Source organism: Streptomyces sp. LZ34, assembly GCF_053890475.1.
This window is the reverse complement of sequence record NZ_CM132680.1, coordinates 7,041,629-7,062,342: the sequence shown is the minus strand read 5'-3', so window position 1 is coordinate 7,062,342 and position 20,714 is coordinate 7,041,629. Positions and strand designations below refer to the sequence as shown.

General features: G+C 70.0%; 25 protein-coding genes and 2 pseudogenes. 11 read left to right on the top strand and 16 right to left on the bottom strand.

Features of this window, described 5'->3' with window-relative positions; genetic code table 11:
- Positions 1 to 55: 55 nt before the first annotated feature.
- Both ACWY4P_RS29115 and mshD read right to left on the bottom strand, forming a co-directional pair.
- Positions 56 to 2,308, bottom strand: a complete 2,253-nt coding sequence (locus ACWY4P_RS29115) for an RNA degradosome polyphosphate kinase (protein ID WP_456203293.1) — start codon at positions 2,306 to 2,308, stop codon at positions 56 to 58.
- A 233-nt stretch (positions 2,309 to 2,541) separates the two neighbouring features.
- Positions 2,542 to 3,477: a mycothiol synthase gene (gene mshD / locus ACWY4P_RS29110; protein WP_456203292.1), complete on the bottom strand. Its 936-nt coding sequence runs from the start codon at positions 3,475 to 3,477 to the stop codon at positions 2,542 to 2,544.
- A 333-nt stretch (positions 3,478 to 3,810) separates the two neighbouring features.
- Here mshD and ACWY4P_RS29105 point away from each other — a divergent pair, with 333 nt between their 5' ends.
- Both ACWY4P_RS29105 and ACWY4P_RS29100 read left to right on the top strand, forming a co-directional pair.
- The gene (locus ACWY4P_RS29105; RefSeq protein ID WP_456203290.1) at positions 3,811 to 5,619 is read left to right on the top strand and encodes a bifunctional metallophosphatase/5'-nucleotidase; all 1,809 of its coding nucleotides are present in this window, start codon (positions 3,811 to 3,813) and stop codon (positions 5,617 to 5,619) included.
- Positions 5,620 to 5,864: 245 nt separating this feature from the next.
- Positions 5,865 to 6,125, top strand: a complete 261-nt coding sequence (locus tag ACWY4P_RS29100) for an RNA recognition motif domain-containing protein (RefSeq protein ID WP_456203289.1) — start codon at positions 5,865 to 5,867, stop codon at positions 6,123 to 6,125.
- A gap of 67 nt (positions 6,126 to 6,192) precedes the next feature.
- On the opposite strand, the gene ACWY4P_RS29095 is transcribed toward ACWY4P_RS29100, so the two are convergent.
- Entirely contained in the window at positions 6,193 to 6,564 is a 372-nt protein-coding gene (locus tag ACWY4P_RS29095; protein ID WP_456203288.1) for a nuclear transport factor 2 family protein, read from the bottom strand.
- An 80-nt stretch (positions 6,565 to 6,644) separates the two neighbouring features.
- Complete coding sequence (locus ACWY4P_RS29090; RefSeq protein ID WP_456203287.1) at positions 6,645 to 7,430, bottom strand: SDR family oxidoreductase; 786 nt, start codon at positions 7,428 to 7,430, stop codon at positions 6,645 to 6,647.
- Positions 7,431 to 7,541: 111 nt separating this feature from the next.
- Here ACWY4P_RS29090 and ACWY4P_RS29085 point away from each other — a divergent pair, with 111 nt between their 5' ends.
- Positions 7,542 to 8,030 carry a winged helix-turn-helix transcriptional regulator gene (locus ACWY4P_RS29085; protein ID WP_456203286.1) on the top strand — a complete coding sequence of 163 codons (489 nt, stop codon included), beginning with the start codon at positions 7,542 to 7,544 and terminating at the stop codon, positions 8,028 to 8,030.
- Between the two features lie 102 nt (positions 8,031 to 8,132).
- On the opposite strand, the gene ACWY4P_RS29080 is transcribed toward ACWY4P_RS29085, so the two are convergent.
- The gene (locus ACWY4P_RS29080; protein WP_456203285.1) at positions 8,133 to 8,342 is read right to left on the bottom strand and encodes a DUF397 domain-containing protein; all 210 of its coding nucleotides are present in this window, start codon (positions 8,340 to 8,342) and stop codon (positions 8,133 to 8,135) included.
- Positions 8,343 to 8,366: 24 nt separating this feature from the next.
- Positions 8,367 to 9,221: a helix-turn-helix domain-containing protein gene (locus ACWY4P_RS29075; protein ID WP_456213090.1), complete on the bottom strand. Its 855-nt coding sequence runs from the start codon at positions 9,219 to 9,221 to the stop codon at positions 8,367 to 8,369.
- A 128-nt stretch (positions 9,222 to 9,349) separates the two neighbouring features.
- Between ACWY4P_RS29075 and ACWY4P_RS29070 the strand changes: the two genes are divergently transcribed.
- The 4 genes from ACWY4P_RS29070 to ACWY4P_RS29055 all read left to right on the top strand — a co-directional run bounded on the left by ACWY4P_RS29070 (position 9,350) and on the right by ACWY4P_RS29055 (position 12,092).
- Entirely contained in the window at positions 9,350 to 9,871 is a 522-nt protein-coding gene (locus ACWY4P_RS29070) for an ATP-binding protein (RefSeq protein WP_456203284.1), read from the top strand.
- A gap of 191 nt (positions 9,872 to 10,062) precedes the next feature.
- Entirely contained in the window at positions 10,063 to 11,517 is a 1,455-nt protein-coding gene (locus ACWY4P_RS29065; RefSeq protein ID WP_456203283.1) for an FG-GAP-like repeat-containing protein, read from the top strand.
- 79 nt (positions 11,518 to 11,596) lie between these two features.
- Entirely contained in the window at positions 11,597 to 11,845 is a 249-nt protein-coding gene (locus ACWY4P_RS29060) for a hypothetical protein (protein WP_456203282.1), read from the top strand.
- Between the two features lie 4 nt (positions 11,846 to 11,849).
- Positions 11,850 to 12,092 (top strand): hypothetical protein, encoded by a 243-nt coding sequence (locus ACWY4P_RS29055; RefSeq protein WP_456203281.1) that lies wholly within the window; start codon positions 11,850 to 11,852, stop codon positions 12,090 to 12,092.
- A 17-nt stretch (positions 12,093 to 12,109) separates the two neighbouring features.
- On the opposite strand, the gene ACWY4P_RS29050 is transcribed toward ACWY4P_RS29055, so the two are convergent.
- The 7 genes and pseudogenes from ACWY4P_RS29050 to ACWY4P_RS29020 form a co-directional block, all read right to left on the bottom strand.
- Positions 12,110 to 12,313: a hypothetical protein gene (locus ACWY4P_RS29050; protein WP_456213371.1), complete on the bottom strand. Its 204-nt coding sequence runs from the start codon at positions 12,311 to 12,313 to the stop codon at positions 12,110 to 12,112.
- A 54-nt stretch (positions 12,314 to 12,367) separates the two neighbouring features.
- Positions 12,368 to 12,502 (bottom strand): annotated as a pseudogene (locus ACWY4P_RS29045) (maleylpyruvate isomerase N-terminal domain-containing protein); the annotation flags it as partial.
- 27 nt (positions 12,503 to 12,529) lie between these two features.
- The gene (locus tag ACWY4P_RS29040; RefSeq protein WP_456203280.1) at positions 12,530 to 13,192 is read right to left on the bottom strand and encodes a M15 family metallopeptidase; all 663 of its coding nucleotides are present in this window, start codon (positions 13,190 to 13,192) and stop codon (positions 12,530 to 12,532) included.
- Positions 13,193 to 13,575: 383 nt separating this feature from the next.
- Positions 13,576 to 14,850, bottom strand: coding sequence for a hypothetical protein (locus ACWY4P_RS29035; protein WP_456203279.1), 1,275 nt, complete (start codon positions 14,848 to 14,850; stop codon positions 13,576 to 13,578).
- A 30-nt stretch (positions 14,851 to 14,880) separates the two neighbouring features.
- Complete coding sequence (locus ACWY4P_RS29030; protein ID WP_456203278.1) at positions 14,881 to 15,522, bottom strand: hypothetical protein; 642 nt, start codon at positions 15,520 to 15,522, stop codon at positions 14,881 to 14,883.
- Positions 15,519 to 16,154 (bottom strand): RNA polymerase sigma factor, encoded by a 636-nt coding sequence (locus tag ACWY4P_RS29025; protein WP_456203277.1) that lies wholly within the window; start codon positions 16,152 to 16,154, stop codon positions 15,519 to 15,521. Before ACWY4P_RS29025 ends, ACWY4P_RS29030 begins: the two co-directional genes overlap by 4 nt.
- 51 nt (positions 16,155 to 16,205) lie before the next feature.
- Positions 16,206 to 16,391 (bottom strand): hypothetical protein, encoded by a 186-nt coding sequence (locus ACWY4P_RS29020; RefSeq protein WP_456203276.1) that lies wholly within the window; start codon positions 16,389 to 16,391, stop codon positions 16,206 to 16,208.
- A 42-nt stretch (positions 16,392 to 16,433) separates the two neighbouring features.
- On the opposite strand from ACWY4P_RS29020, the gene ACWY4P_RS29015 reads away from it, so the two are divergent.
- Positions 16,434 to 16,778 carry an ATP-binding protein gene (locus ACWY4P_RS29015; protein WP_456203275.1) on the top strand — a complete coding sequence of 115 codons (345 nt, stop codon included), beginning with the start codon at positions 16,434 to 16,436 and terminating at the stop codon, positions 16,776 to 16,778.
- A 22-nt stretch (positions 16,779 to 16,800) separates the two neighbouring features.
- On the top strand, positions 16,801 to 17,292 hold the full coding sequence (locus tag ACWY4P_RS29010) for a hypothetical protein (RefSeq protein WP_456203274.1): 492 nt from the start codon (positions 16,801 to 16,803) through the stop codon (positions 17,290 to 17,292).
- 64 nt (positions 17,293 to 17,356) lie between these two features.
- Here the strand turns inward: ACWY4P_RS29010 and ACWY4P_RS29005 are convergent.
- A pseudogene (locus ACWY4P_RS29005) lies at positions 17,357 to 17,455 on the bottom strand (IS5/IS1182 family transposase); the annotation flags it as partial.
- Positions 17,456 to 17,553: 98 nt separating this feature from the next.
- Positions 17,554 to 18,150, bottom strand: a complete 597-nt coding sequence (locus ACWY4P_RS29000) for a short chain dehydrogenase (protein ID WP_456203273.1) — start codon at positions 18,148 to 18,150, stop codon at positions 17,554 to 17,556.
- Between the two features lie 154 nt (positions 18,151 to 18,304).
- Here ACWY4P_RS29000 and ACWY4P_RS28995 point away from each other — a divergent pair, with 154 nt between their 5' ends.
- A complete protein-coding gene (locus tag ACWY4P_RS28995; RefSeq protein WP_456203272.1) occupies positions 18,305 to 19,171 on the top strand; it encodes a helix-turn-helix transcriptional regulator in 867 nt (288 codons plus the stop codon).
- 83 nt (positions 19,172 to 19,254) lie between these two features.
- Entirely contained in the window at positions 19,255 to 20,292 is a 1,038-nt protein-coding gene (locus ACWY4P_RS28990) for an LLM class flavin-dependent oxidoreductase (protein ID WP_456203271.1), read from the top strand.
- Here ACWY4P_RS28990 and ACWY4P_RS28985 read toward each other — a convergent pair.
- On the bottom strand, positions 20,289 to 20,711 hold the full coding sequence (locus tag ACWY4P_RS28985; RefSeq protein ID WP_456203270.1) for a RidA family protein: 423 nt from the start codon (positions 20,709 to 20,711) through the stop codon (positions 20,289 to 20,291). The two genes, ACWY4P_RS28990 and ACWY4P_RS28985, sit on opposite strands and share 4 nt — an antisense overlap.
- Positions 20,712 to 20,714: the final 3 nt, after the last annotated feature.

Sequence of the window (20,714 nt, the reverse complement as noted above, 5' to 3'; positions counted from 1 at the left end):
GGGTGGAGCGCCGTGCGACCGGCCGGCCTCCGTAACCCCGACCGGCGACGACAGATCATGTCGCTGTACCACGCCGTCGCCTCCGGGCGTCTATGAGCGATTCCTGTATGTTCCGCAACGGCTGTCCGTCCGCGTCCGTCGCGTGCCGCGTCCACTCGCCGTCCGGGCCCAGGTGCCAGGAGGAGGTGGAGTCGGACATGCCGGACTCCAGCAGACGGTTGAGAGAGGCGCGGTGGGCGGGGTCGGTGACCCGCACCAGGGCCTCGATCCGGCGGTCCAGATTGCGGTGCATCATGTCGGCGCTGCCGAGCCACACCTCGGGCTCTCCACCGTTCCCGAACGCGAAGACGCGCGAATGCTCCAGGAACCGGCCGAGGATCGAGCGGACCCGGACGTTCTCCGAGAGCCCGGGGACCCCCGGCCGCACCGCGCAGATGCCCCGCACCCACACGTCCACCGGCACACCCGCCCGCGAGGCCCGGTACAGCGCGTCGACGATGGCCTCGTCGACCATCGAGTTGACCTTGATCCGTACGTACGCGGGCCGCCCCGCCTTGTGGTGGGTGATCTCGCGGTTGATCCGGCTGATCAGCCCGTCGCGCAGCGACCTGGGGGCGACCAGCAGCCGCTGGTAGTTCTCCCTCCGGGAGTAGCCGCTCAACCGGTTGAACAGGTCGGACAGGTCGGTGCCGACCTTCGGGTCGGCGGTCAGCAGCCCCAGGTCCTCGTACAGCCGGGCCGTCTTCGGGTGGTAGTTGCCGGTGCCGACGTGGCAGTAGCGGCGCAGCGTGTCGCCTTCCTGGCGGACCACCAGCGACAGCTTGCAGTGGGTCTTGAGGCCGACCAGGCCGTAGACCACGTGGCAGCCGGCCTCCTCCAGCTTGCGCGCCCACTTGATGTTCGCCTGCTCGTCGAAGCGGGCCTTGATCTCGACGAGGACCAGCACCTGCTTGCCGGCCTCGGCGGCGTCGATGAGCGCGTCGACGATCGGCGACTTGCCGGAGGTCCGGTAGAGCGTCTGCTTGATCGCGAGCACGTCGGGGTCGGCGGCCGCCTGTTCCAGGAAGGCCTGGACGGAGGTCGAGAAGGAGTCGTACGGGTGGTGCAGCAGCACGTCCCGCTCGCGCAGCGCGGCGAAGATGTCCGGCGCGGAGGCGGACTCGACCTCGGCGAGGTCCCGGTGCGTGCCGGCCACGAACTTCGGGTACTTCAGCTCCGGCCGGTCCAGCGCCGCTATGCCGAAGAGCCCGGTGAGGTCCAGCGGCCCCGGCAGCGGATAGACCTCGGCCTCGGAGACCTTCAGCTCGCGCACCAGCAGGTCGAGTACGTACGGGTCGATGGACTCCTCGACCTCCAGCCGCACCGGCGGCCCGAAGCGGCGCCGCAGCAGCTCCTTCTCCAGGGCCTGGAGCAGGTTCTCCGCGTCGTCCTCCTCGACCTCCAGGTCCTCGTTGCGGGTCACCCGGAACATGTGGTGCGCCAGCACCTCCATGCCGGGGAACAGCTCCTCCAGGTGCGCCGCGATGACGTCCTCCAGCGGTACGTACCGCTGCGGCGACGCCTCCAGGAACCGCGAGAGCAGCGGCGGGACCTTCACACGCGCGAAGTGATCATGGCCGCTGACCGGGTTGCGCACCACGACCGCGAGGTTGAGGGAGAGCCCGGAGATATAGGGGAAGGGGTGCGCCGGGTCCACCGCCAGGGGCGTCAGGACCGGGAAGATCTGCTGGCGGAAGAGCGTGAACAGGCGGGACTGCTCGTCCTCCGTGAGGTCGGGCCAGCGGATCAGGTGAATGCCCTCGTCGGCGAGCGCGGGCGAGATGTCCTGCTGGAAGCAGGCCGCGTGCCGGGCCATGAGCTCCCGCGACCGGGTCCAGATCAGGTCCAGCACCTCGCGGGGCTGCAGCCCGGAGGCGGAGCGGGTGGCGACGCCGGTCGCGATGCGCCGCTTGAGGCCGGCGACCCGCACCATGAAGAACTCGTCCAGGTTACTCGCGAAGATCGCGAGGAAGTTCGCCCGCTCCAGCAGCGGCGTGTTCGGGTCCTCGGCGAGCTCCAGCACCCGCTCGTTGAACGCCAGCCAGCTGCGCTCACGGTCGAGGAACCGCCCCTGGGGCAGCTCCTCCCCCTCTACGTCCACGCTGTCGTCCTCGTACGAGTCCAGGTCGCCGTCGAGGTCGGGGTCGAGGTTGCGGACGGGCGGCGCGGCGACGGCATGCGGCCGGTGGGCCGCGATGGAGCCGACCGAGGGCTGGGGCTGTGGGTGGGGCTGCGCGGTAATGGGGGCCTGTCCGCTGGAGTGGTTCATGTCCTCATTGTTCCGCGCCGAAGGCGAGAACGGCTTACCGGAAGCCGATGCTGAAGCGGCATGGAGCCTCCGGTTCGAGGTGGGCGGCACGGCGGGCTGCATTCAGCGATGCTCGCAACCAAGTTTGAATCGCCGGTAACGGAGACATGGCGCGTAGGAAATCGCGATCCATCCCGCAGGCGACCCGCCGGCCCGGCCCCGCCGGGCCCACCTCCCCGGCTCACCTCCCCGGCTCAGGTCTCCGTGCGGTACATGAGATCGGTCTCGTACGTCGTAAAGCCCTGCCGTCCGTAGACGGCGACGGCGGCGAAGTTGTCGGCGTCGACGTACAGCATCGCGGTCGGCAGCCCCCGCCCGGCCAGGTGCCGCAGCCCGATCGCGGTCAGTGCCCGGCCGAGCCCGCCGCCCTGCGCTTCGGGCCGCACCCCCACCACGTACACCTCGCCCAGCCGCTCCTTCGCATGCACCTTGGTCCAGTGGAACCCGACGATCTCCCCGCCCCGCTCGGCCAGGAAGAAGCCCTCGGGGTCGAACCACGGCTCCCCCATCCGGTCCTCGAGATCGCGCAGGGTCAGCGAGCCCTGCTCGGGGTGGTGCGCGAAGGCCGACGCGTTCGCCGCCAGCCAGGCGGCCTCGTCCTCGCCCGGCCGGAAGCTCCGCACGGTCACGCCCTCCGGCAGCACCGGCTCGGGGATGTCCAGCCCGGCCAGCGGTCCCAGCGGCCGGCGCATCTGCCGCAGCTCCCGGAACAGCGTCAGCCCCAGCACCTGCGCGAGATGGCGCGCCGAGGAGTGCCCGCCGTGCGCCCACACCCGCAGCCGCTTGCCGGACTCGCGCAACAGCGTCACGCCCAGCGCCCGCCCGTGCCCCTGCCCCCGATACGCGGGGTGCACGACCAGCTCGGCGGCCGGGGCCTCCACCGGGTCGGTGTCCTCCAACTGCGCGTAGCCCACGAGCTTCCCGCTCGGCTCCTCGCTCAGCAGCAGATGCCGCACCCCTTCCCGCCGCCCCCGCAGCTGTAGCCGCCCCTGCTCGGACACGGCCTGCTGACCATCGGTGCGCGCGGCCTCCGCGACGAGCCGCAGCACGTCCTGCGCCACGGCGGGCGTCACCTCGTCGAGGACATCGATCCGGCGGGCGCCGGCCGCCTCGTTCAGCACGTCATTCATGCTCCCGAGCCTACGGCCAGGCCCTGGCCGGACAGGCGGCCGCGCATTCCGTTACCGATGAGTCACTCGCCCGACGGATCCCCGGCCCACACGCCGCACCCTCCACGCCGCACCCTCCACGCCGCACCCCGACCCACGCGCCACGCCCCGGCCCACGCCCACGCCATACCGCCGAACGGGCGACGGACGGGTGACGAACGGATGCCGCCTCTCCACCAGCGGCCGCGGGGTCGCCCACGCGCAATCAGCTCGTAACCTCGATCCCCCTGCCCCGCTACGCGCGTTGACCGTAAGCTGCCGCGCACAACCACCACGGTGCACAGAGGGGACCACATGCCAGCGACACCTCAACGGCGCCGCACGGCCCGCCGGTTGACCGCCGCGGCGGCCGTACTGGCCGCAGCGGCCGGAGTCATGTCCGCCGCCGGCCCGGCAGGCGCCAACGCGAGCGCCCCCGCGAAGCCGCACCCAGCCCGCACCGTCGATGTGCAGCTGCTGTCGTTCAACGACCTCCACGGAAACCTGGAGCCCCCGCAGGGCTCCTCCGGCACCGTCACCGAGACCCAGCCGGACGGCACCACCAAGGCCGTCCCGGCGGGCGGCGTCGAGTACCTCGCCAACTCCCTGCGCACCGCGCGCGAGGGCCACCCGTACTCCGTCACCGCCGCCGGCGGCGACATGATCGGCGCGAGCCCGCTGCTGTCCGGTCTCTTCCACGACGAGCCGACCATCGAGGCGCTCAACAAGCTCGACCTGGACGTCACGGCCGTCGGCAACCACGAGTTCGACGAGGGCCGCGCCGAGCTGGAGCGGATGCAGAACGGCGGCTGTCACCCCAAGGACGGCTGTTACGAGGACGGCAAGACCTTCCCCGGCGCCGACTTCCCCTACCTCGCCGCGAACGTCACCGACGAGAAGACCGGCAAGCCGGTCCTCAAGCCCTACACCGTCTGGAAGCGCAACGGCGTCAAGATCGGCTTCATCGGCGTCACGCTCGAAGGCACCCCGGACATCGTCACCGCCGAGGGCGTGAGGGGCCTGAAGTTCCACGACGAGGTCGAGACGATCAACAAGTACGCCAAGGAGCTCAACCGCAAGGGCGTCAAGTCGATCGTCGCGCTCATCCACGAGGGCGGGCTGCCCGCCTCCTCCTCGTACAACTACGACTGCGACAGCTCCGGCCCGGGCGCCGGCATCTCCGGCCCGATCGTCGACATCGCCAAGAACGTCACCCCCAAGGTCGACGCCCTGGTCACCGGCCACACCCACCAGGCCTACGCGTGCACCATCCCGGACCCCTCCGGCACCCCGCGCACCGTCACCTCCGCCGCCTCCTTCGGCCGCCTCTACACCGACACCACCCTCACCTACGACCGCCGCACCGGCGACATCGTCCGTACGAAGGTGAAGTCGGCCAATCACGTCGTCGACCGGCAGCAGCCCAAGGCCGCCGACATGACCTCCCTCATCGGCCGCTGGAACAAGCTGGCCGCGCCCATCGCGAACAAGCCCGTCGGCTACGTCTCCGCCGAGATCCCGGGCCGCGGCTCCACGGCGTACGAGTCACCGCTCGGCGACGTCATCGCCGACGCCCAGCTCGAAGCGCTCGCCCCCGCCGACAAGGGCGGCGCCCAGCTCGCCCTCATGAACCCCGGCGGCATCCGCTCCGACCTCGCCTACGCGGCGTCGGGCAGCGAGGGGGACGGGGTCGTAACATACGGCGAGGCGTTCACCGTGCAGCCCTTCACCAACATGATGAACGTCATCGACCTCACCGGCGACCAGCTCATCACCGCCCTGAAGCAGCAGGTCAGCGGCTCGAACCAGGCCTCCCCGAAGATCCTCCAGGTCTCCAAGGGCCTCACCTACACCCTCGACCTCACCAAGACCGGCGCCGACCGCGTCGTCGCCGACTCGGTGAAGCTGAACGGCGAGCCGATCGACCCGGCCAAGACCTACCGCGTCGCGATGAACGAGTTCCTCGCGGGTGGCGGGGACGGCTTCCCCGTCTTCAAGGAAGGCAAGAACAAGCTGGTCGGCGCGTCCGACCTGGAGGCCTTCACGGCCTACCTGGGCGCGCACTCCTCAGCCGCCTCGCCCCTGGCTCCACCGGCGGCGGACCGCATCAAGATCGTGAAGTGACCCGAGATCGTAAAGTGACGCGAGATCCTGAAGTGACCGGCGCGCGCTGAGCGTTGGCGCTGAGCGTCACGGACGCGGCCCGGCCCCCATCAACCTCTGATGGGCGCCGGGCCGCTCCCATGCGCCCCGCCCAACCTCACCCGTTCGGCCCAGCCGCGATGGCCGACCGCCCTCCGCCTCGCGACGATTGACCCGGCTCGCGACGATCCGTCCGGCCAACGCCACGGCGAGAGGGAGAGCCGGTCATGAAGAAGCTGTACGTGGGCAACCTGAGCTTCGACACGACGGAAGACGACCTTCATCGACTGTTCGAGCAGTGCGGTGAGGTGGCGGGCGTCCAGATCATGCACGACCGCGACACGCAGCGCTCCCAGGGCTTCGGCTTCGTCGAGATGAGCGACAACGACGCGGCGGAGCAGGCGGTGGCCGACCTCAACGGCACCGAGGTCGACGGCCGTTCGATCCAGGTCGACGAGGCGAGGCCCCGAGCCACCAGGCGCACCTGACCGCGGTACGACGGCGAGCATGGCCACGACGGAGGATGTCGTGGCCATCGCGCCGAGAGGGCACGCGTCAGGGTTCGATGAGAAGCCCCATGATGAGGCCGCCGCCGAGATCACCGCTGAGGGTGAACCGGTACCGCAGGTCGACGACGCCGCCCGGGAAGTTGCCTTCGAGGTGGTGTGTGGCGATGTAGTGATACGCGTCGATCTCCTGCGCGCCAGTGAGTTCGGTGGTGTAGGTGTACTCGGTGGCGGCGCTGGTCAGCCAGCTCTCGATCGCTGACGTCCCCTGGTGGGTCTTGCCTTCGTCGACCACGGTGGCCTCGGGGTGGAAGGCCGTGATCGCGGCGGCGGTGTCATGCGCGCGGTGCGCGTCCAGATAGCGGGTGATCACCTCGGGCAGAGCGGCCGGGTCGATGCTGCGGGGCTGGTTGTCACGCATGGCGGTTCCCTGGGGCGGAGTGGGGCAGACGGTGGGGGGCAGACGGCGGGGGCCATACGGCCGGGGTCAGACGGTGGGGGTCAGACGGTGGGGACGGTGCCGCCGTCGATGACGTGCTCGGCGCCGACGATGGCCGATGCGCGGTCGGAGGCGAGGAAGGCGACGAGTTCGGCCACTTCCTCCGGCCGGTTGGGGCGGCCCAGAGGGATGCCGCCGAGGGATGCCATCAGTTGCTCGAGCGCCGCTTCGTGGGTGATGCCGGCGTTCTCGGCGATCCGGTCGACGAGGTGGTCGGCGGCGGTGGTCTGGACGAAGCCCGGGGAGACCGTGTTGACGCGGACGCCGTGTGGGGCGACCTCGTTGGCGAGGCCCTTGCTGTAGGTGGTGAGCGCGGCCTTGGCCGCGGCGTACGCGAGGGTGCCGTTCCACAGCGGCATGCGGCGCTGGATCGAGGTGACGTGGACGATGACACCCTTGCCCGCTTTGATCATTCCGGGCAGCAGGCCGCGGTCCAAGCGGACGGCGGCGAGGAGGTTGATGTTGAGCTCCTCGGCCCAGTCGTCCTCGCTGAGGGCCGCGAATCCGCCCGAGGGCGAGCTGGAGCCGCCCAGATTGTTGACCAGGATGTCGATCCCGCCCAGGCGGCGGATGGCTTCGCCGACCACGGTGGCAGCCCCGTCGGGGGTGGCGAGGTCGGCGGCGATGATGTCCGAGGGGTCGATGTCGTCCGGTCGGTTGCGGGCGGTCACCAGCACGGTGGCGCCGGCGTCGGCGAGGCGTCGGGCGATGGCCGCCCCGACCCCTTTGGTGCCGCCGGTGACCAGGGCGCGCCGGGCCTCGAGGGATTCACTGATGGGGGTGGTCACGACGAGTTCCGTTCCCGGATGCGGGCAGGAGGAGCACCGCTCCCGTAGTTACTGCTAAAATAGAAGCTACTAACTTCGACTTTAGCAGTAACTCTCCGGGGGTGGTCAACCATGGCAGGCCGCATCAGGGCGGAAGACCTCGAATGCCCGCTGTCCACGACCGTGCAGCACGTCGGCGAATGGTGGACGCTGCTGATCCTTCACGACGCCTTCGACGGCTACACCCGCTTCGACCAGTTCCAGGAGAACCTCTCCATCTCCACCAGCATGCTCACCGCCCGCCTGAAGACCCTCGTCGCCGACGGCCTGCTGGAGCGCCGCCCCTATCAGACCAACCCCGTCCGCTACGAGTACGTCCTGACCGACCTGGGCCGCACCCTGCGCCCGGTGATCGTCACACTGGCGGCATGGGGCAATTCCCGCCTCCCACCCGAGCAGCGCAGCATGATCCTGGTTGACACCAGCAGCGGCGAAGAAGTCGAACCCGTGGTCGTCGACGCCAAGACCGGCCGCCGCCTCGACGACAGCCACACCTACGCGTTCACCGCCGGCCCCGCTGCCAGCCCCGCCATGCGCGCCCGCTACCCCCGCACCAGTTAGCGCCTGTCCGCCCGATCGCGATCGGACGCGTCAACCGTCAGCCCGGGTCGAGGCCCGCGACACGAGCAGCGCCATGGCGCTCGTGGCCGCGGACCTCCGCCGTTATGCGTGCTTGGGCCGCTCGTTGACGTGGTCGAGGCGGCCCGCCTTGGTGCCACGTATGAAGGCGCGCAGAGCGGCGGGTGTCGTCGTCAGGACGACGTCGGGCTCGTCGCTCTCACGGAGTGCTATGACGCCGTTGTCGGCGGCGACGTTCACGCAGTTCGACGCATCGCCGCTGAACGAAGACTTACGCCACAGGTACGTTGACACGTTTCTCACCTTTCACATGCTGCTTCACCTGCTGCGCATGATGCCGTGGATGAAGTCCCGGGATTCAGCCGACTCAAGGGCAGTTGCCTCCATACGTTGCAAGACGGCCCGGTACTTGGCCACCTCGGCCTCGGCGTCGATGAACTGGCATCCATGAGCGGCGTCGAGTTGCAACGTGTCGAGCTGCGGAACGGCGCCGAGAACATAATCGAATGCCTGACCCGTCCCGGGGAAGGTCCTGCCACCGCTGAAAGGGATGACCCGGACGGTGACGTTGTCCATCTGGCTCATCTCGACGAGGTGAGCCAGCTGTGCGCGGACGGTGTCCAGGCCGCCGAACTCCATGCGCAACGCGGCCTCATGGATGACCGCGGAGTACGGGACCGGGCAGTCACCGTAGAGGATCGCCTGCCTCTTCATCCGGTGGGACAGCCGGTGCTCCACCTCGTACGCCCGTAGCGGTGGCACCACCGCCCGCATCAACGCACGCGCGTGATCGAGGGTCTGCAGCAGCGCGGGGATGTGCATGACCAGCGCGACACGGATCTCCCGGGCATGGTGCTCCAGCTCCGCCAGATCGGCGAAGCTGGCTGGTAGATGCTCCCGGTACTCGTCCCACCAGCCTCGTGTGCGCCCGCCTGTCATCTCTGCCATCGCGTCCACCAGACCGTCCTCCGCGCAACTGTAGTTGCGCGCGAAGAGCCGCACACGATCCGCGCTCACCGGATACCGACCGGCCTCGATACTGCTCAGACGAGCCTGAATGATCCCGTGCCGCGCGGCGGCAGCGGTTGAGGACAAGCCCGCTCGTTCACGAAGCTTCCGCAGCTCCGTGCCAAGGCGGCGCTGCGTCAACGTCGGGGTACTACTCGGCGGCATCGGCTCTCCCTTGTCACCCACACGAAGTCATTTGGCAGCACTGCTGTCGATTTCGTAGCAGGTCTACCACTAACTGCTCTACGGTGTGGCCCAGCCCACTGAACTCCACCCGCTCGAGGGAGACTCGCATGGCAACCGTCTCGCCGCAGAACTCCGACCCCGGTGCATCCGACGAGGCCGAACAGCCCTGGACGTACACCCTCCGCCTTCCCAACGACCCAAGGGCCGCCCGGATCGCACGGGTCACCCTTCGGGCGGTTCTCTCCGGCCACGGCATGGCCGAGCTGACTGAGACGGCCGAGCTGCTGACGTCCGAAATGGTCACCAATGCCCTCTGCCACTCCGACGGCCCCGCCCAACTCCGCCTGCGCCACCTCTGCGAGAGCCGCCTCCGGGTCAGCATCTGGGACACCAACCCACTCATCCCCGCGCCCTTCGACACCCCGCCCGGCCCGCTCGACCGCTTCGCCGCCCTCACCGAGGCCGCCGCCAAGACCGACGACACCCACGGCCGTGGCCTGCTCATCGTCCGGCTCTGCGCCGACAACTGGGGCGGCTACCCCCTCGCCGACGAGCCCTTCGGGATCAGCGGCAAACTGCTGTGGTTCGAACTCACCCCGCGCCGTGACGCGTTCGACATCGCGGCCTGACTCGTCGTAGGCATCGCCCAGAAGCGCCGGGCCGCTGCCGCTTCAGGCGCCGTTCACTTTCTGGTCTCCGTGTCACCCCAACCATTCCACCTTCTCGTTGGTCTCACCCAGCGCGCCCACGACCGCCACGACCGCCATGGCCGGCGCCCCGGGGGCCGCGAGACGACGAACCACCGGAAGAGGGAACGGGTATGCGCAAACGCTTGCTGTCCGTAGGTGCCGTGACGGCCGTGGTCACGGGGGTGGCGCTGGCGGGGACCTCGCACGTCGCCGCGAACACCGGCGCCCCGGGCGGCGGCAGCGGCGCCATGAACCTGGCGGCCGCCACCGCGGGTTCGGGCAAGGCCGCCGACGTGGACGGCGACGGCTACGACGACCTCGCCGTCGGAGCGCCCGACGCCGCCACCAAGGGGTACGCCAAGGCCGGTTACGTGGCCCTGACGTACGGCACCAAGAACGGCATCCAGGTCAGCCGGCACAAAGGGCTCACCCAGTCGTCCACCGGGGTCCCGGGCACGCCGGAGGCCGGTGACCGGTTCGGATCCGCGCTCGCGCTGGGCGACATGGACGGCGACGGATACGCGGACCTGGTCGTCGGCGCGAGCGGCGAGGCCATCGGCGATGTGAAGGGCGCCGGTTCGGTGACCGTCGTCTTCGGCTCCCGGACCGGACTGTCCACCAAGGCCATCGCGTTCCACGCGCCGACCGTCACGGCCCGGCAGGGCTTCGGTGGCCGGCTGGCCCTGGGCGACTACAACCACGACGGGCTGAAGGACCTCGCCGTCGTCGACGGCACCAAGGTCGACCTCGTCCTCGGGGCCAAGAACCTGCGCTCGACGCCCACCCCGAAGATCACCCGGATCGCCCCGCCCGGCGGCGGCGCCGGAACCCGGGGCATATCGAGCGGCGACATCAACGGCGACGGCTACGACGACCTCGTCACCGTGGCCTACTTCGACGACCCCGCCGACGAAGGCACCCTCGGCGTACTGCCGGGCTCCAGGACGGGCCTGAAGAGCACGCCGCTCGGCCGGAACATCGGCCTGCCCTTCGCCGACTACAAGGCCGTGGTCGGCGACATCAACGGCGACGGCAAGGACGACGTCGTCATCGACACCGGCTTCTCCGACGGACCCGACGACTATCTGCTGCGCACCTTCCCCGGCAGCGCGAGCGGCCTCGACGCGGCGGGCGCCGTGGTGTGGGACGGCGGCCCGCACCAAGGCACCGCGGCCCGGCTCGCGGACGTCAACGGCGACGGCCACGCCGACCTGCTCATCGGCGACCCGAACGCGGAGGACGGCGACGGCTTCTCCAACGCCGGGGCGCTCACGGTCGTGCCCGGCAGCGCGAACTGGCTGGCCGACTCAAAGACCCAGACCCTGTCGCTCGACACCAAGGGCGTCGTCGGCGTCGCCGAGACGGGCGACCTGTTCGGCTCGGCCATGGCCCCCGGCGACTACAATGGCGACGGGGCGGCCGACCTCGCCGTGGGCGCCCGCGGCAAGTGGCGCGGCACCGGCGCCGTCAGCATGCTGTACGGCGGCGGCGACGGTCTCACCGGCACCGGCTCGATCCTCTTCGGCCCGGACTCATTCGGCTACGAGGCGGTCAAGGCGTCCTTCGGCGCGGCCCTCGCGGGGTGACCCGGCGTATCCGACCCACCCTGCCGCCACCCACAGCGCCCGTGCGGTCCGCCCGTTACGGGCGCGGGGTGACGGCGATGTGAACAGCTTGGTTGTCGCCGCATCCGCCGTCGTCACCGACGAGACCGACGAGACCGACGAGACCGACGAGACCGACCGCATTCTGCTCCAGCGCCGCCGGGACAATGCCCTTTGGGCACCACCCGGCGGCGGCATGGAACTACGCTTCGTCCCGCCGGAGGGACTTGCCGACCTGCCCATGCACCGCACGCAGCGGCTCCGGCTCCGCCACTTCCTGGAACACCGCGACCGGCCCTATCTCGGCTGACCCCGTGAACATCGGGACAGGTCCCGTCATCGCAGGTCAGGGCGGTCTCGCCCTCGACCGCTTCACAGCCCTCACCGAGGCCGCCGCCAAGACCGACGACACCCACGGCCGTGGCCTGCTCATCGTCCGGCTCCGCGCGGACAACTGGGGCGGCTACCCACTCGCCGACGAGCTCTTCGGGATCAGCGGCAAGCTGCTGTGGTTCGAACTCACCCCGCACCGCGACAGGTTCGACATCGCGGCCTGATCCGCCCACGAAGATGGTCAGCCGAGCGTGAGCCATTGCAGGCCGACCCGCTCAACATGGGCGGCATCCCGGCCGTTCAGCGGCTCCCGTCCAGTGGCCTTGCGCACAAAACCCGCGGTATCCCAGCCGAGCTCACGCACCAGTCCTGCCTGGCCCTGGCCCAGCAGCAGCAGCAGCCCCACGATCAGCTCCCCGGCGGCCGGTGCGGCTGGGCTTGGCACAGCAGGGCCATCTGCTGCCACAGGACAGCGAAGCCGGCATCCCGGAAGCCGGCCAACCACGACGTGGATGTGTCCCAGAAGCTCCCGTACTCGCCATGGCTCGCATCGCGTCGGACGCTCCCACTCCTCGTCCGACAACCCGCGGAGCCCGCGGATGAACGCGTCGGACCCGCCGTCAAGAGCCTGCATCACCCGCGCTTGATCCATCGGGGCAAGCTACCGAGCAACCAGCAGGTCGCGTGGCCCGTAGAGGCCGGTGTCCGCACCGGTGTCCAGGGCCCAGTAGCGGTCTCCGTAGGACCAATGCCACCACTCGGTGGGGTAGTTCACCAAGCCCACGGCGCTGAGGGCAGACCCCAGGATGTCGCGGTGCTCGCGGGCCTGGGCGCTGATGTTGTCGGCGTGGGTGTAGCAGGCGCCGTGGCTTTCTTCCGGGTCCGCGTTGAGGCGTGTGCCGAGATCGAGCTCGTGTCCGTAGGCGTCGGCGAGAGTCAGGTCGACGGCTGCTCCCGCACTATGCGGGGCGATCTCGGGCGGGGAGACATAGCGGCTGGTCGCCGCATGGATCTGGTCGGTGGACGAGTCCGGGTGGGCGGCCCGCAACTGGGCGGCGTATTCCTCGAAGTACCGGCGTTGCAGGGACGGCGGGCGGTATCCCTCGACGAACAGCAGTCGCAGCCCATCAGGCAGCAGGGCCTGGGCGGCCAGGAGCCGGTCGAGGACGCCCTGGCGCAGGTGCGCGAAGGCCCCCGCGGGGTCCTGCTTGCGGATGTCGACCAGGAGAGAGCCGCCGCGGCGGACGTCCACCAGGGGCTCGCCGCATTCCTGGATGGGGATGGCTGAGACCTTCGGGTCCGACATCAGGATGATCTCGCTCATGAAGAGATCATCTCCCGGGACCGTCCCGCCCTCCAGAGGGCCATGAGCTACCCCCACCAGTCACCGCGCGCGGACATCCCCGTGTCCACGTTCGTGGACATACTGACGCAGGCCGCGAACGCATCGACGTGCTGGTGTACACCACCGTCTTCCTGCATGAGGCCTACCCCTGCCTCAACGACCAACCGAGGGGCGACCATGGCTCGCACTGCGCGGACAACCGGGGCGGCTGGCCCGGTGTCCCGATTCCTTCGCCCGGTGAGCGGCTGAGCTCACACTGGGCGGGACCGGCTCTCCCCCCACCCCCTCTTAAAAAAACGCTTGCTCTGCATCAAGCACTTTTTTTAGAGGGGGTGGGGGGAGGCCCCAAACCGGACCGGCGTCTACCGCTCTGGGCGACCATCCGCCGCTCCGCCGCCCGCCAGCCGGTGGCGGCCCTTGGACGTCGCCCTCCACCCGTCCCCGTACACGCGGGCGATGTCCGCCGCCGGGGTGCCGACCGTCGGTTTGACGTGGGCGGCCACGGGCTGCTGGTTCCCGTCGGCGGTCACAGCTCCGACGGTCCACAGCCCTGCTCGGGAGGCGCTGACGCCATTGAGGCTGCCGGGTGTGTCAGCGGACTGTGCGGGTACTGGGGCGTGCCGGGCCCCGGCCAGGGACAGGGCGAGGGTGTAGAACCGCTCGCCAGGGGTGTAGCCCACGGCCACGGCGCGGTTCTTTGCGGTCATCGCGACATCGAGCAGAGTGGCCTTGTCCTGCTGCGGCATCGTGATGCGAGTCCAAGTGTGGCCGTCGAAGTGCAGGGCGAGAGGCTTGCGGGTGTCGATACCCCCGGTCTGCGTGTAGCCGACGGCCCACAGGTCGCGATCGCTCAGGCCTTTGAGGGCCTCGAGATTCGGTTTCGCGCCGTCTACTGCTGGAAGCCGCGTATGCGTCCAGCGGGTCCCGTTCCACTGGCTGACCTGGTTGTTGGAGGTGGTCCAGACACTGTGATCGCTGACGGCCATGACATCGCTGATGAAGGAAGCGCCCTCGGGAGGTGTCAGGCGCTTCCAACGCGTTCCGTCGTAATGGAGCACGAGACCGCTTTCGGTGCCGGCCGCGTGGTCAGATTGAGAGCCCACTGCCCATGCCTGCCCGTTGGGCAGCACGTCGATGGCCTGGAGCTGGGTGAAGGCGGAGTCGGACTGGGGAAGGGGCAGCCGCGCCGGTTCCCATGTGGTGCCGTCCCACCGTGCCGCCAAGGCCCGGAAACCGATGACGGTTCCCTCCTCCGGGCCAGGAATCTCCTCGGTTCCCACCGCCCAGGTATGACCGCCGACGGTGTCAACGCCATCGAGGCGGCCATGGGCAGGAAGACCGGCGGCACGATTGGGCGACCACCTGCCATCGGTCCGCTGGGATGCGTTGGGCTTGAAGCCGAATCCATCACCGGCCAGGGAGTAGCCCACGGTCCAGGTCGTCTTGTCCACGGCGACATCCGCGAGGATCGCGCCTGGAACCGGGACCGTGGTGTGTTTCCATGCTGGGCCGGTTACCTCATCGGCGCCGGCGGGCGACGGGATCCCGACGACCGCCACGGTCGCACTCAGCAAGCCGAGCACCATGCCGGTTGACCATGCTCTCCTGCGGGGCAGCCGTAGTCTGGTCGTTTTCACGATTTCCCTCCTGAAAATCCATGGTCCGGGTCACGACCGGTCGGCGAGTCGCGCCAGTCCGAGGTTCTGACAGAGGTTGCGCTCATCACCGGGGAAGACCGCGGCTTGCCCGCCTTCCAGCACGCATGCGGTCAGGGGAGGCACCTTCCCCTGACCAGGCGTGGCAGAGGGGATGATCAGGGGCTCACCGGGCCGGACCGTGGGATGCCCGACCTTCCCGGGCCGGATAAGCGTGCTCTCCCACATGCCGGCGCAGGCGTTGATCGCGGCGGAGACGGTGGCACTGATATCCGCGGGTGAGGTGCCCGATGCCGGCTGCGCCACGGCCATGTCGCTGTACTGCGCCGACAGTTCGGCCGCGCTGTAGCAGCGGACGCTGTTGGGCTCCGAGGCGGGCGAGCTGCCCATAAGGGTGGTCGCGGCCACAGCGCCGCCGGCCAGAGCGACGAGCGCGCCGGGAACGGCGAAATAGACCAGACGCCGCCGGAAGCGACGGGGCGGGGCCGAGGCGGCTGGGGTGTTCTGCTGGTGCTGGATTTCTCGCATGAGGTGGTCCCCGAGCAGAAGGTGGCGGTCGGGTGGCAGAGCCGGGTCGCCCGGCGCCGGCAGCAGCCGGGCCAACTCCGCATGGTCGAGCGGCTCATGCCGCCGTCGCCACGGATTGAGCGTCATCGGTTCCACTCCTTCATCGACCGGGCCGCATCGGTGCGGCCAGCCCGTACTTGTCCGTCCCCGGCCAGCGGTTCCCTGTTTCCTCCGGCGTCCCGTGCTTTCTTCAGCTCCTTCGCAGCGAGCTTGCGCAGCCGCGTTCGGGCACGCGAAAGCCGCGAGCGGACCGTCCCGACCGGCACGCCCAGAGCCTCGGCGGCCTCCGCATACCCGAGACCCGACCACACGCAGAGAGTGAACACCTCACGCTCTGACCGCCGAAGCTGCGCCAGCGCGGTCTTGGCGGCCGCGAGCTGCTCGGCATCCGCCATCCGCCCGACCAGTTCCTCGGCGAAATCGGGCATGGCCTCCCGCGCGGGCATGCGCGCCAGGGCGCGGTCATGGCGACGGGCGGCGCGCGTCGTATTGCGCAGCACATTCGTTGCGATGCCCATCAGCCAGGGCCGTGGGCTGTCTCCCTCGTCGCGCAGCTTGTCCCGAAGCCGCCACGCCTCCAGAAACGTCAGCGAGACGACATCCTGAGCCACGGCCCAGTCGCCGGCCACCCGCACCGCATGCCGGTAGACCAGCTGGGCGTGATCGCGGAACAGCTCCCGGAACGCCTCAGGATCCCCCGCCCGTATCCGGGCGTGCATCAGAAATTCCACATCCGGTCTTGTCCGCGAGCCCCTATCCGTTCTAGTGACTTATGCCACACTTCCGTGGACCGCGCCCACCGCAAGCGTCTGCCCGTGGGCGTCCCCCTCCACCACGTCCACGTACGCGCGGGCGACTTCCGCCGCCGGGGTGCCGATGGACGGGTCCATGCCCAGGGTGACGAGGGTTTCACGGACCCAGCCGGGGCCGACCGCGTTCCGCCGTACGAGGTTCACCTGCCCGATCAGCTTTCCACCGAGAAAGACATACTTTCGCGGATGACTTGCGAGCTGGTGACCAACGCGCTCCGCCACTCCGACGGCCCCGCCCAGCTCCGCCTACGCCACCTCTGCGAGAGCCGCCTCCGGGTCAGCATCTGGGACACCACCCCGCTCATCCCCGCCCCCTTCGACACCCCACCCGGCCCCCTCGACCGCTTCACCGCCCTCACCGAGGCCGCCGCCAAGACCGACGACACCCACGGCCGTGGCCTGCTCATCGTCCGGCTCTGCGCGGACAACTGGGGCGGCTACCCCCTCGCCGACGAGCTCTTCGGGATCAGCGGCAAGCTCCTGTGGTTCGAACTCACCCCGCGTCGCGACGCGTTCGACATCGCGGCTTGACTCGCCTGGCATCCTCGTGCACGTGAGCGATACGAACGAGCACCGGGACGCCTTGGACGACCGCTGGGTCTTCGGCCTCGAGGAGATCCCCGCCTCCGGCAAGGGCCAGGACGGGGCAGTTCATCGTGTTGCCTCCGCCTTCGGTACAACCCTCATCAAGGCTCCCGCGGGCACGCCCCAGACCTTGTGCTGGGCGGCAGAGGAGATCGTCTCGCAGTGCGGGCCCGACTGGGCCGTCTCGGCGGTCCTCCTGCAATGGCTCCGAATCGAAGCCGGTGAAGAGTCCCAGCTGGGAGTGGAAAGCTGTCGGCTGGAGCGCATCTCCGACAACCAGATCCGCCTGCACGCCAACTACAACCAGTGGGAAGAGCTGGCCGTCCCCATCTCCGACGTTCGGCGCATGCTGATCGACATGATGCACTTCCTCACCATGGAGGCCCGTCACCCGTTGCCGAGCTGGCGAATCAGGCGCCTCGCGGAACGGGACTGGAAGCAGAAGCGCACCGCTGAGTAGCGGAACACGCGCTGCCGTGAGACGGGTGGTAGATCGTCTACTGCGACCGCACAGCGATCCTCTACCTGCGGCGGCCCAACCGTTCGCTGGACTCGATGCCTTTGCGGGCGATCCGGACTCCGATGCGCTTGCCGCGTAACCATTTCCGCAGGTCCGGGCGGTCGTCGGTTCGCCATTCGGGGTGGTGGGGGACCGGTCCCGGTGAGAGGGCGTGGAGGCGGCTCAGGCAGGCGGGGCAGGCAGACGGCCCGGGCAGGCGGCTCAGGCCGCGCCCACCGTGAGCGTCCGCCCGTGGGCGTCGCCCTCCACCGCGTCCACGTAGGCGCGGGCGACATCCGCCGCCGGGGTGCCGATGGACGGGTCCATGCCCAGGGTGATGAGGGTTTCGCGGACCCAGCCGGGGCTGACCGCGTTCAGGCGGAGGCCGCGCGGCATCTCCGTGGCGGCGGCGTACACGAACGCCTCCAGGCCCGCGTTGACCAGGTAGCCGAGCGAGCTGCCGGGGATGGGCTCGGTGAAGCGTCCGCTGGTGAGGGTGACGGAGCCGCCGTCCCGTACGTGGGCGAGCGCTCGCCGTACGAGGGTCACCTGCCCGATCAGCTTCCCGTCGAGCCCGCTCCAGAATCGCTCGTCCGACGGGGCGTCCAGCGGAGTCAGACCCCCGCTCGCGGCGCAGCACACCACGGCGTCGAGGCCGTCCCCCAGGCCCGCGAACAGGGCGTCGATCGACGCGGTGTCCGCCATGTCCACCTGTACCGGGCCACGGCGTGACGCACGCACCACCTCGTGCCGCTCCGCCAACGCGTCGGCGACCGCGCTGCCGATGGTTCCCGTCGCGCCGATCACAAGAATCTTCATTCGTTGTCCTGTCCGTTTCGCTGGTCTTCCCGCGCTCGGTGCCAGGCTGCGACGGGCGGCGAGCCGTACCCAGCCCCCTGCCGGAGATACACCCGCGGTGACTACACCTGGCAGGTGCAGGCACCGCGGGCGCGCGTCCGCGAGACTGGGGCGCGTGGACACGCGTGAGGAGCTGGGAGAGTTCCTGCGGTCGCGGCGGGCGCGGCTGCGGCCCGAGGACGCGGGGCTTCCCACGTACGGGGGACGCCGCCGGGTGCCCGGGCTGCGGCGTGAGGAGCTGGCGCAGCTCGCCGGGGTGAGCGCCGGCTACTACACGCGGCTCGAACAGGGGCAGAGCCCCAACGCCTCGGACGCCGTGCTGGACGCCGTCGCCCGCGTGCTGCGGCTGGACGAGGCCGAGCGGACCCACCTGTATTCGCTGGCCCGGCCGAAGCCGAGGGCCCGCCGCCGGGCGGCCAGGCCGGAGCAGGTGCGACCGGGGGTGCGCGTCATGATCGAGTCGTTCGGGGATGTGCCCGCGCTGGTCATGGGGCGCTTCTGCGATGTCCTCGCGTGGAACCGGATGGCCCACGCCCTGATGGCCGGGCACCTCGACTTCGACGCGCCGAACCGCCCGGCCGAGCGCCCCAACATCGCCCGCCTGCTGTTCCTCGACCCCCACACGCGCGAGCTGTACGCCGACTGGATCCGCAAGGCCCGCTCCACCGTCGCCGACCTGCGGGTGATCGCCGGGCGGTACCCGGGAGACCCCGCGCTGACCGGCCTGATCGGCGAACTGACCGTAGGCAGCACGGAGTTCGCCAAGCTGTGGGCCGCGCATACGGTGGGCGACTGCGGCACCGCCACCCGCACCTACCGCCACCCCGTGGTGGGCACCATGACGCTCATGTGCGAGTTGCTGGCGCTCCCGGAGGACGAGGGGCAGCGGGTGGCCGTGATGAACGCCGAGCCGGGCTCACCGTCCGAGGAGGCCCTGCGACTCCTCGCCGACCTGACCGCCGCGTCCCCGGACATGTTCTAGACAGGCCCGTGCAACAACCACCTGCCAGAATCGGGCGGCGTCGGTGTACGGCAGAACGCACCCGCGGACGATGGAGGAGCCCTGTGCCGCTGACCTCGGAACCATTGCGCAAGCTGGGCTTCTTGACCATCGGGCTGTTCGACGAGGCCGACCCCCGCCGGGGCCATGAGTCGACCCTCGAGATCATCGAACTGGGCGAGCGGCTGGGTTTCGACAGCGCCTGGGTACGCCACCGCCATCTGCAGTACGGCATCTCCTCCCCCGTCGCCGTCCTGGCCGCGGCCTCGCAGCGCACCAGCCGCATCGAGCTGGGCACGGCGGTCATCCCCCTGGGCTGGGAGAATCCGCTACGTCTCGCCGAGGACCTGGCGACGGTCGACATCCTGTCCGGGGGTCGCCTCAACCCGGGGATCAGCGTCGGCCCGCCGATGCACTACGCGAGGGTCAAGGACGCGCTCTATCCCGATACCGCCGACAGCGAGGACTTCAGCTTCGAGCGCGTACGGCGCCTGCTGGACTTCGTACGCGGCGAACCGGCCACCGACTTCAGCGGCACGGAAGGCTTCGAGGCCTTCTCCGACCGCGTCCAGCCCCACTCTCCCGGCCTGGGCCGCCGCCTGTGGTACGGCGGCGGCAGCCTGCGATCGGCGAAGTGGGCCGGTGAGCACGGGATGAACTTCCTGACCAGCAGCGTCGTCAAGGCGGAGGAGGCGGAGGAGGCGCAGGAGTACGCGGACTTCGCCGAGATCCAGCTCTCGCACATCCGGACCTTCCGCGCCCACCACCCCGACGGCGACCGTGCCCGCGTCTCCCAGGGGCTGGTGGTCATCCCGACCGACACCGCCACGCCGGAGCAGCGGGCGAAGTACGAGGCGTACGCCCGCAAGCGGACGCCTCGTACGGCCACACCGCAGGGCCCGGCCCGCATGATGTTCGCGCCGGACCTGGTCGGAACCTCCGGCGAGATCGCCGAACGGCTCTACGCCCACGCCGCCTTCCGGGAGATCGACGAGGTGGCGTTCGCGCTGCCGTTCACCTTCGAGCACGACGATTACGTCCAGATCCTCACCGACCTCGCCACCGAGCTGGGCCCGGCGCTGGGCTGGCGGGCGGCCGCCTAAGCGGTCTCGGCGGGTGACTCCCCGACGAGCGCGAAGGCTTCCACCTCCAGGACCAGTTCGGGGCGGAACAGCGCCGCGACCTGGACGGCCGTGCTGGCGGGCGGGCGCGTCATGTCCACGTACTCGTCACGCACGGACCGGACCGCGGGCAGGTGGGCCACGTCGGTGACGTAGTACGTGAGCTTGATGACGTCGTCGAAGGTCGCGCCCGCGGCGGCCAGACAGCGGCGCAGGTTCTCGAAGACCTGCCGGGCCTGTGCGGCGGGATCGCCCACGCCGACGACCTCGCCCAGGGCGTCGAGCGCGATCTGCCCGGACACCGCGACCATACGGCCGGAGCCCGTGACGACGTTGGTGTAGCCCTTCCCCGGGGCGACGCCCTCCGGAGCCGGGATGTGCGTGAGCCGCTTCTTGTTCATGGC

What these genes read in the sequence shown, in the direction of transcription:
- ACWY4P_RS29115 (WP_456203293.1), bottom strand. Translation starts at nt 2,308, where the DNA reads ATGAACCACTCCAGCGGACAGGCCCCCATTACCGCGCAGCCCCACCCA.
- mshD (WP_456203292.1), bottom strand. Translation starts at nt 3,477, where the DNA reads ATGAATGACGTGCTGAACGAGGCGGCCGGCGCCCGCCGGATCGATGTC.
- ACWY4P_RS29105 (WP_456203290.1), top strand. Translation starts at nt 3,811, where the DNA reads ATGCCAGCGACACCTCAACGGCGCCGCACGGCCCGCCGGTTGACCGCC.
- ACWY4P_RS29100 (WP_456203289.1), top strand. Translation starts at nt 5,865, where the DNA reads ATGAAGAAGCTGTACGTGGGCAACCTGAGCTTCGACACGACGGAAGAC.
- ACWY4P_RS29095 (WP_456203288.1), bottom strand. Translation starts at nt 6,564, where the DNA reads ATGCGTGACAACCAGCCCCGCAGCATCGACCCGGCCGCTCTGCCCGAG.
- ACWY4P_RS29085 (WP_456203286.1), top strand. Translation starts at nt 7,542, where the DNA reads ATGGCAGGCCGCATCAGGGCGGAAGACCTCGAATGCCCGCTGTCCACG.
- ACWY4P_RS29075 (WP_456213090.1), bottom strand. Translation starts at nt 9,221, where the DNA reads ATGCCGCCGAGTAGTACCCCGACGTTGACGCAGCGCCGCCTTGGCACG.
- ACWY4P_RS29070 (WP_456203284.1), top strand. Translation starts at nt 9,350, where the DNA reads ATGGCAACCGTCTCGCCGCAGAACTCCGACCCCGGTGCATCCGACGAG.
- ACWY4P_RS29065 (WP_456203283.1), top strand. Translation starts at nt 10,063, where the DNA reads ATGCGCAAACGCTTGCTGTCCGTAGGTGCCGTGACGGCCGTGGTCACG.
- ACWY4P_RS29040 (WP_456203280.1), bottom strand. Translation starts at nt 13,192, where the DNA reads ATGAGCGAGATCATCCTGATGTCGGACCCGAAGGTCTCAGCCATCCCC.
- ACWY4P_RS29030 (WP_456203278.1), bottom strand. Translation starts at nt 15,522, where the DNA reads ATGACGCTCAATCCGTGGCGACGGCGGCATGAGCCGCTCGACCATGCG.
- ACWY4P_RS29025 (WP_456203277.1), bottom strand. Translation starts at nt 16,154, where the DNA reads ATGCACGCCCGGATACGGGCGGGGGATCCTGAGGCGTTCCGGGAGCTG.
- ACWY4P_RS29015 (WP_456203275.1), top strand. Translation starts at nt 16,434, where the DNA reads ATGACTTGCGAGCTGGTGACCAACGCGCTCCGCCACTCCGACGGCCCC.
- ACWY4P_RS29000 (WP_456203273.1), bottom strand. Translation starts at nt 18,150, where the DNA reads ATGAAGATTCTTGTGATCGGCGCGACGGGAACCATCGGCAGCGCGGTC.
- ACWY4P_RS28985 (WP_456203270.1), bottom strand. Translation starts at nt 20,711, where the DNA reads ATGAACAAGAAGCGGCTCACGCACATCCCGGCTCCGGAGGGCGTCGCC.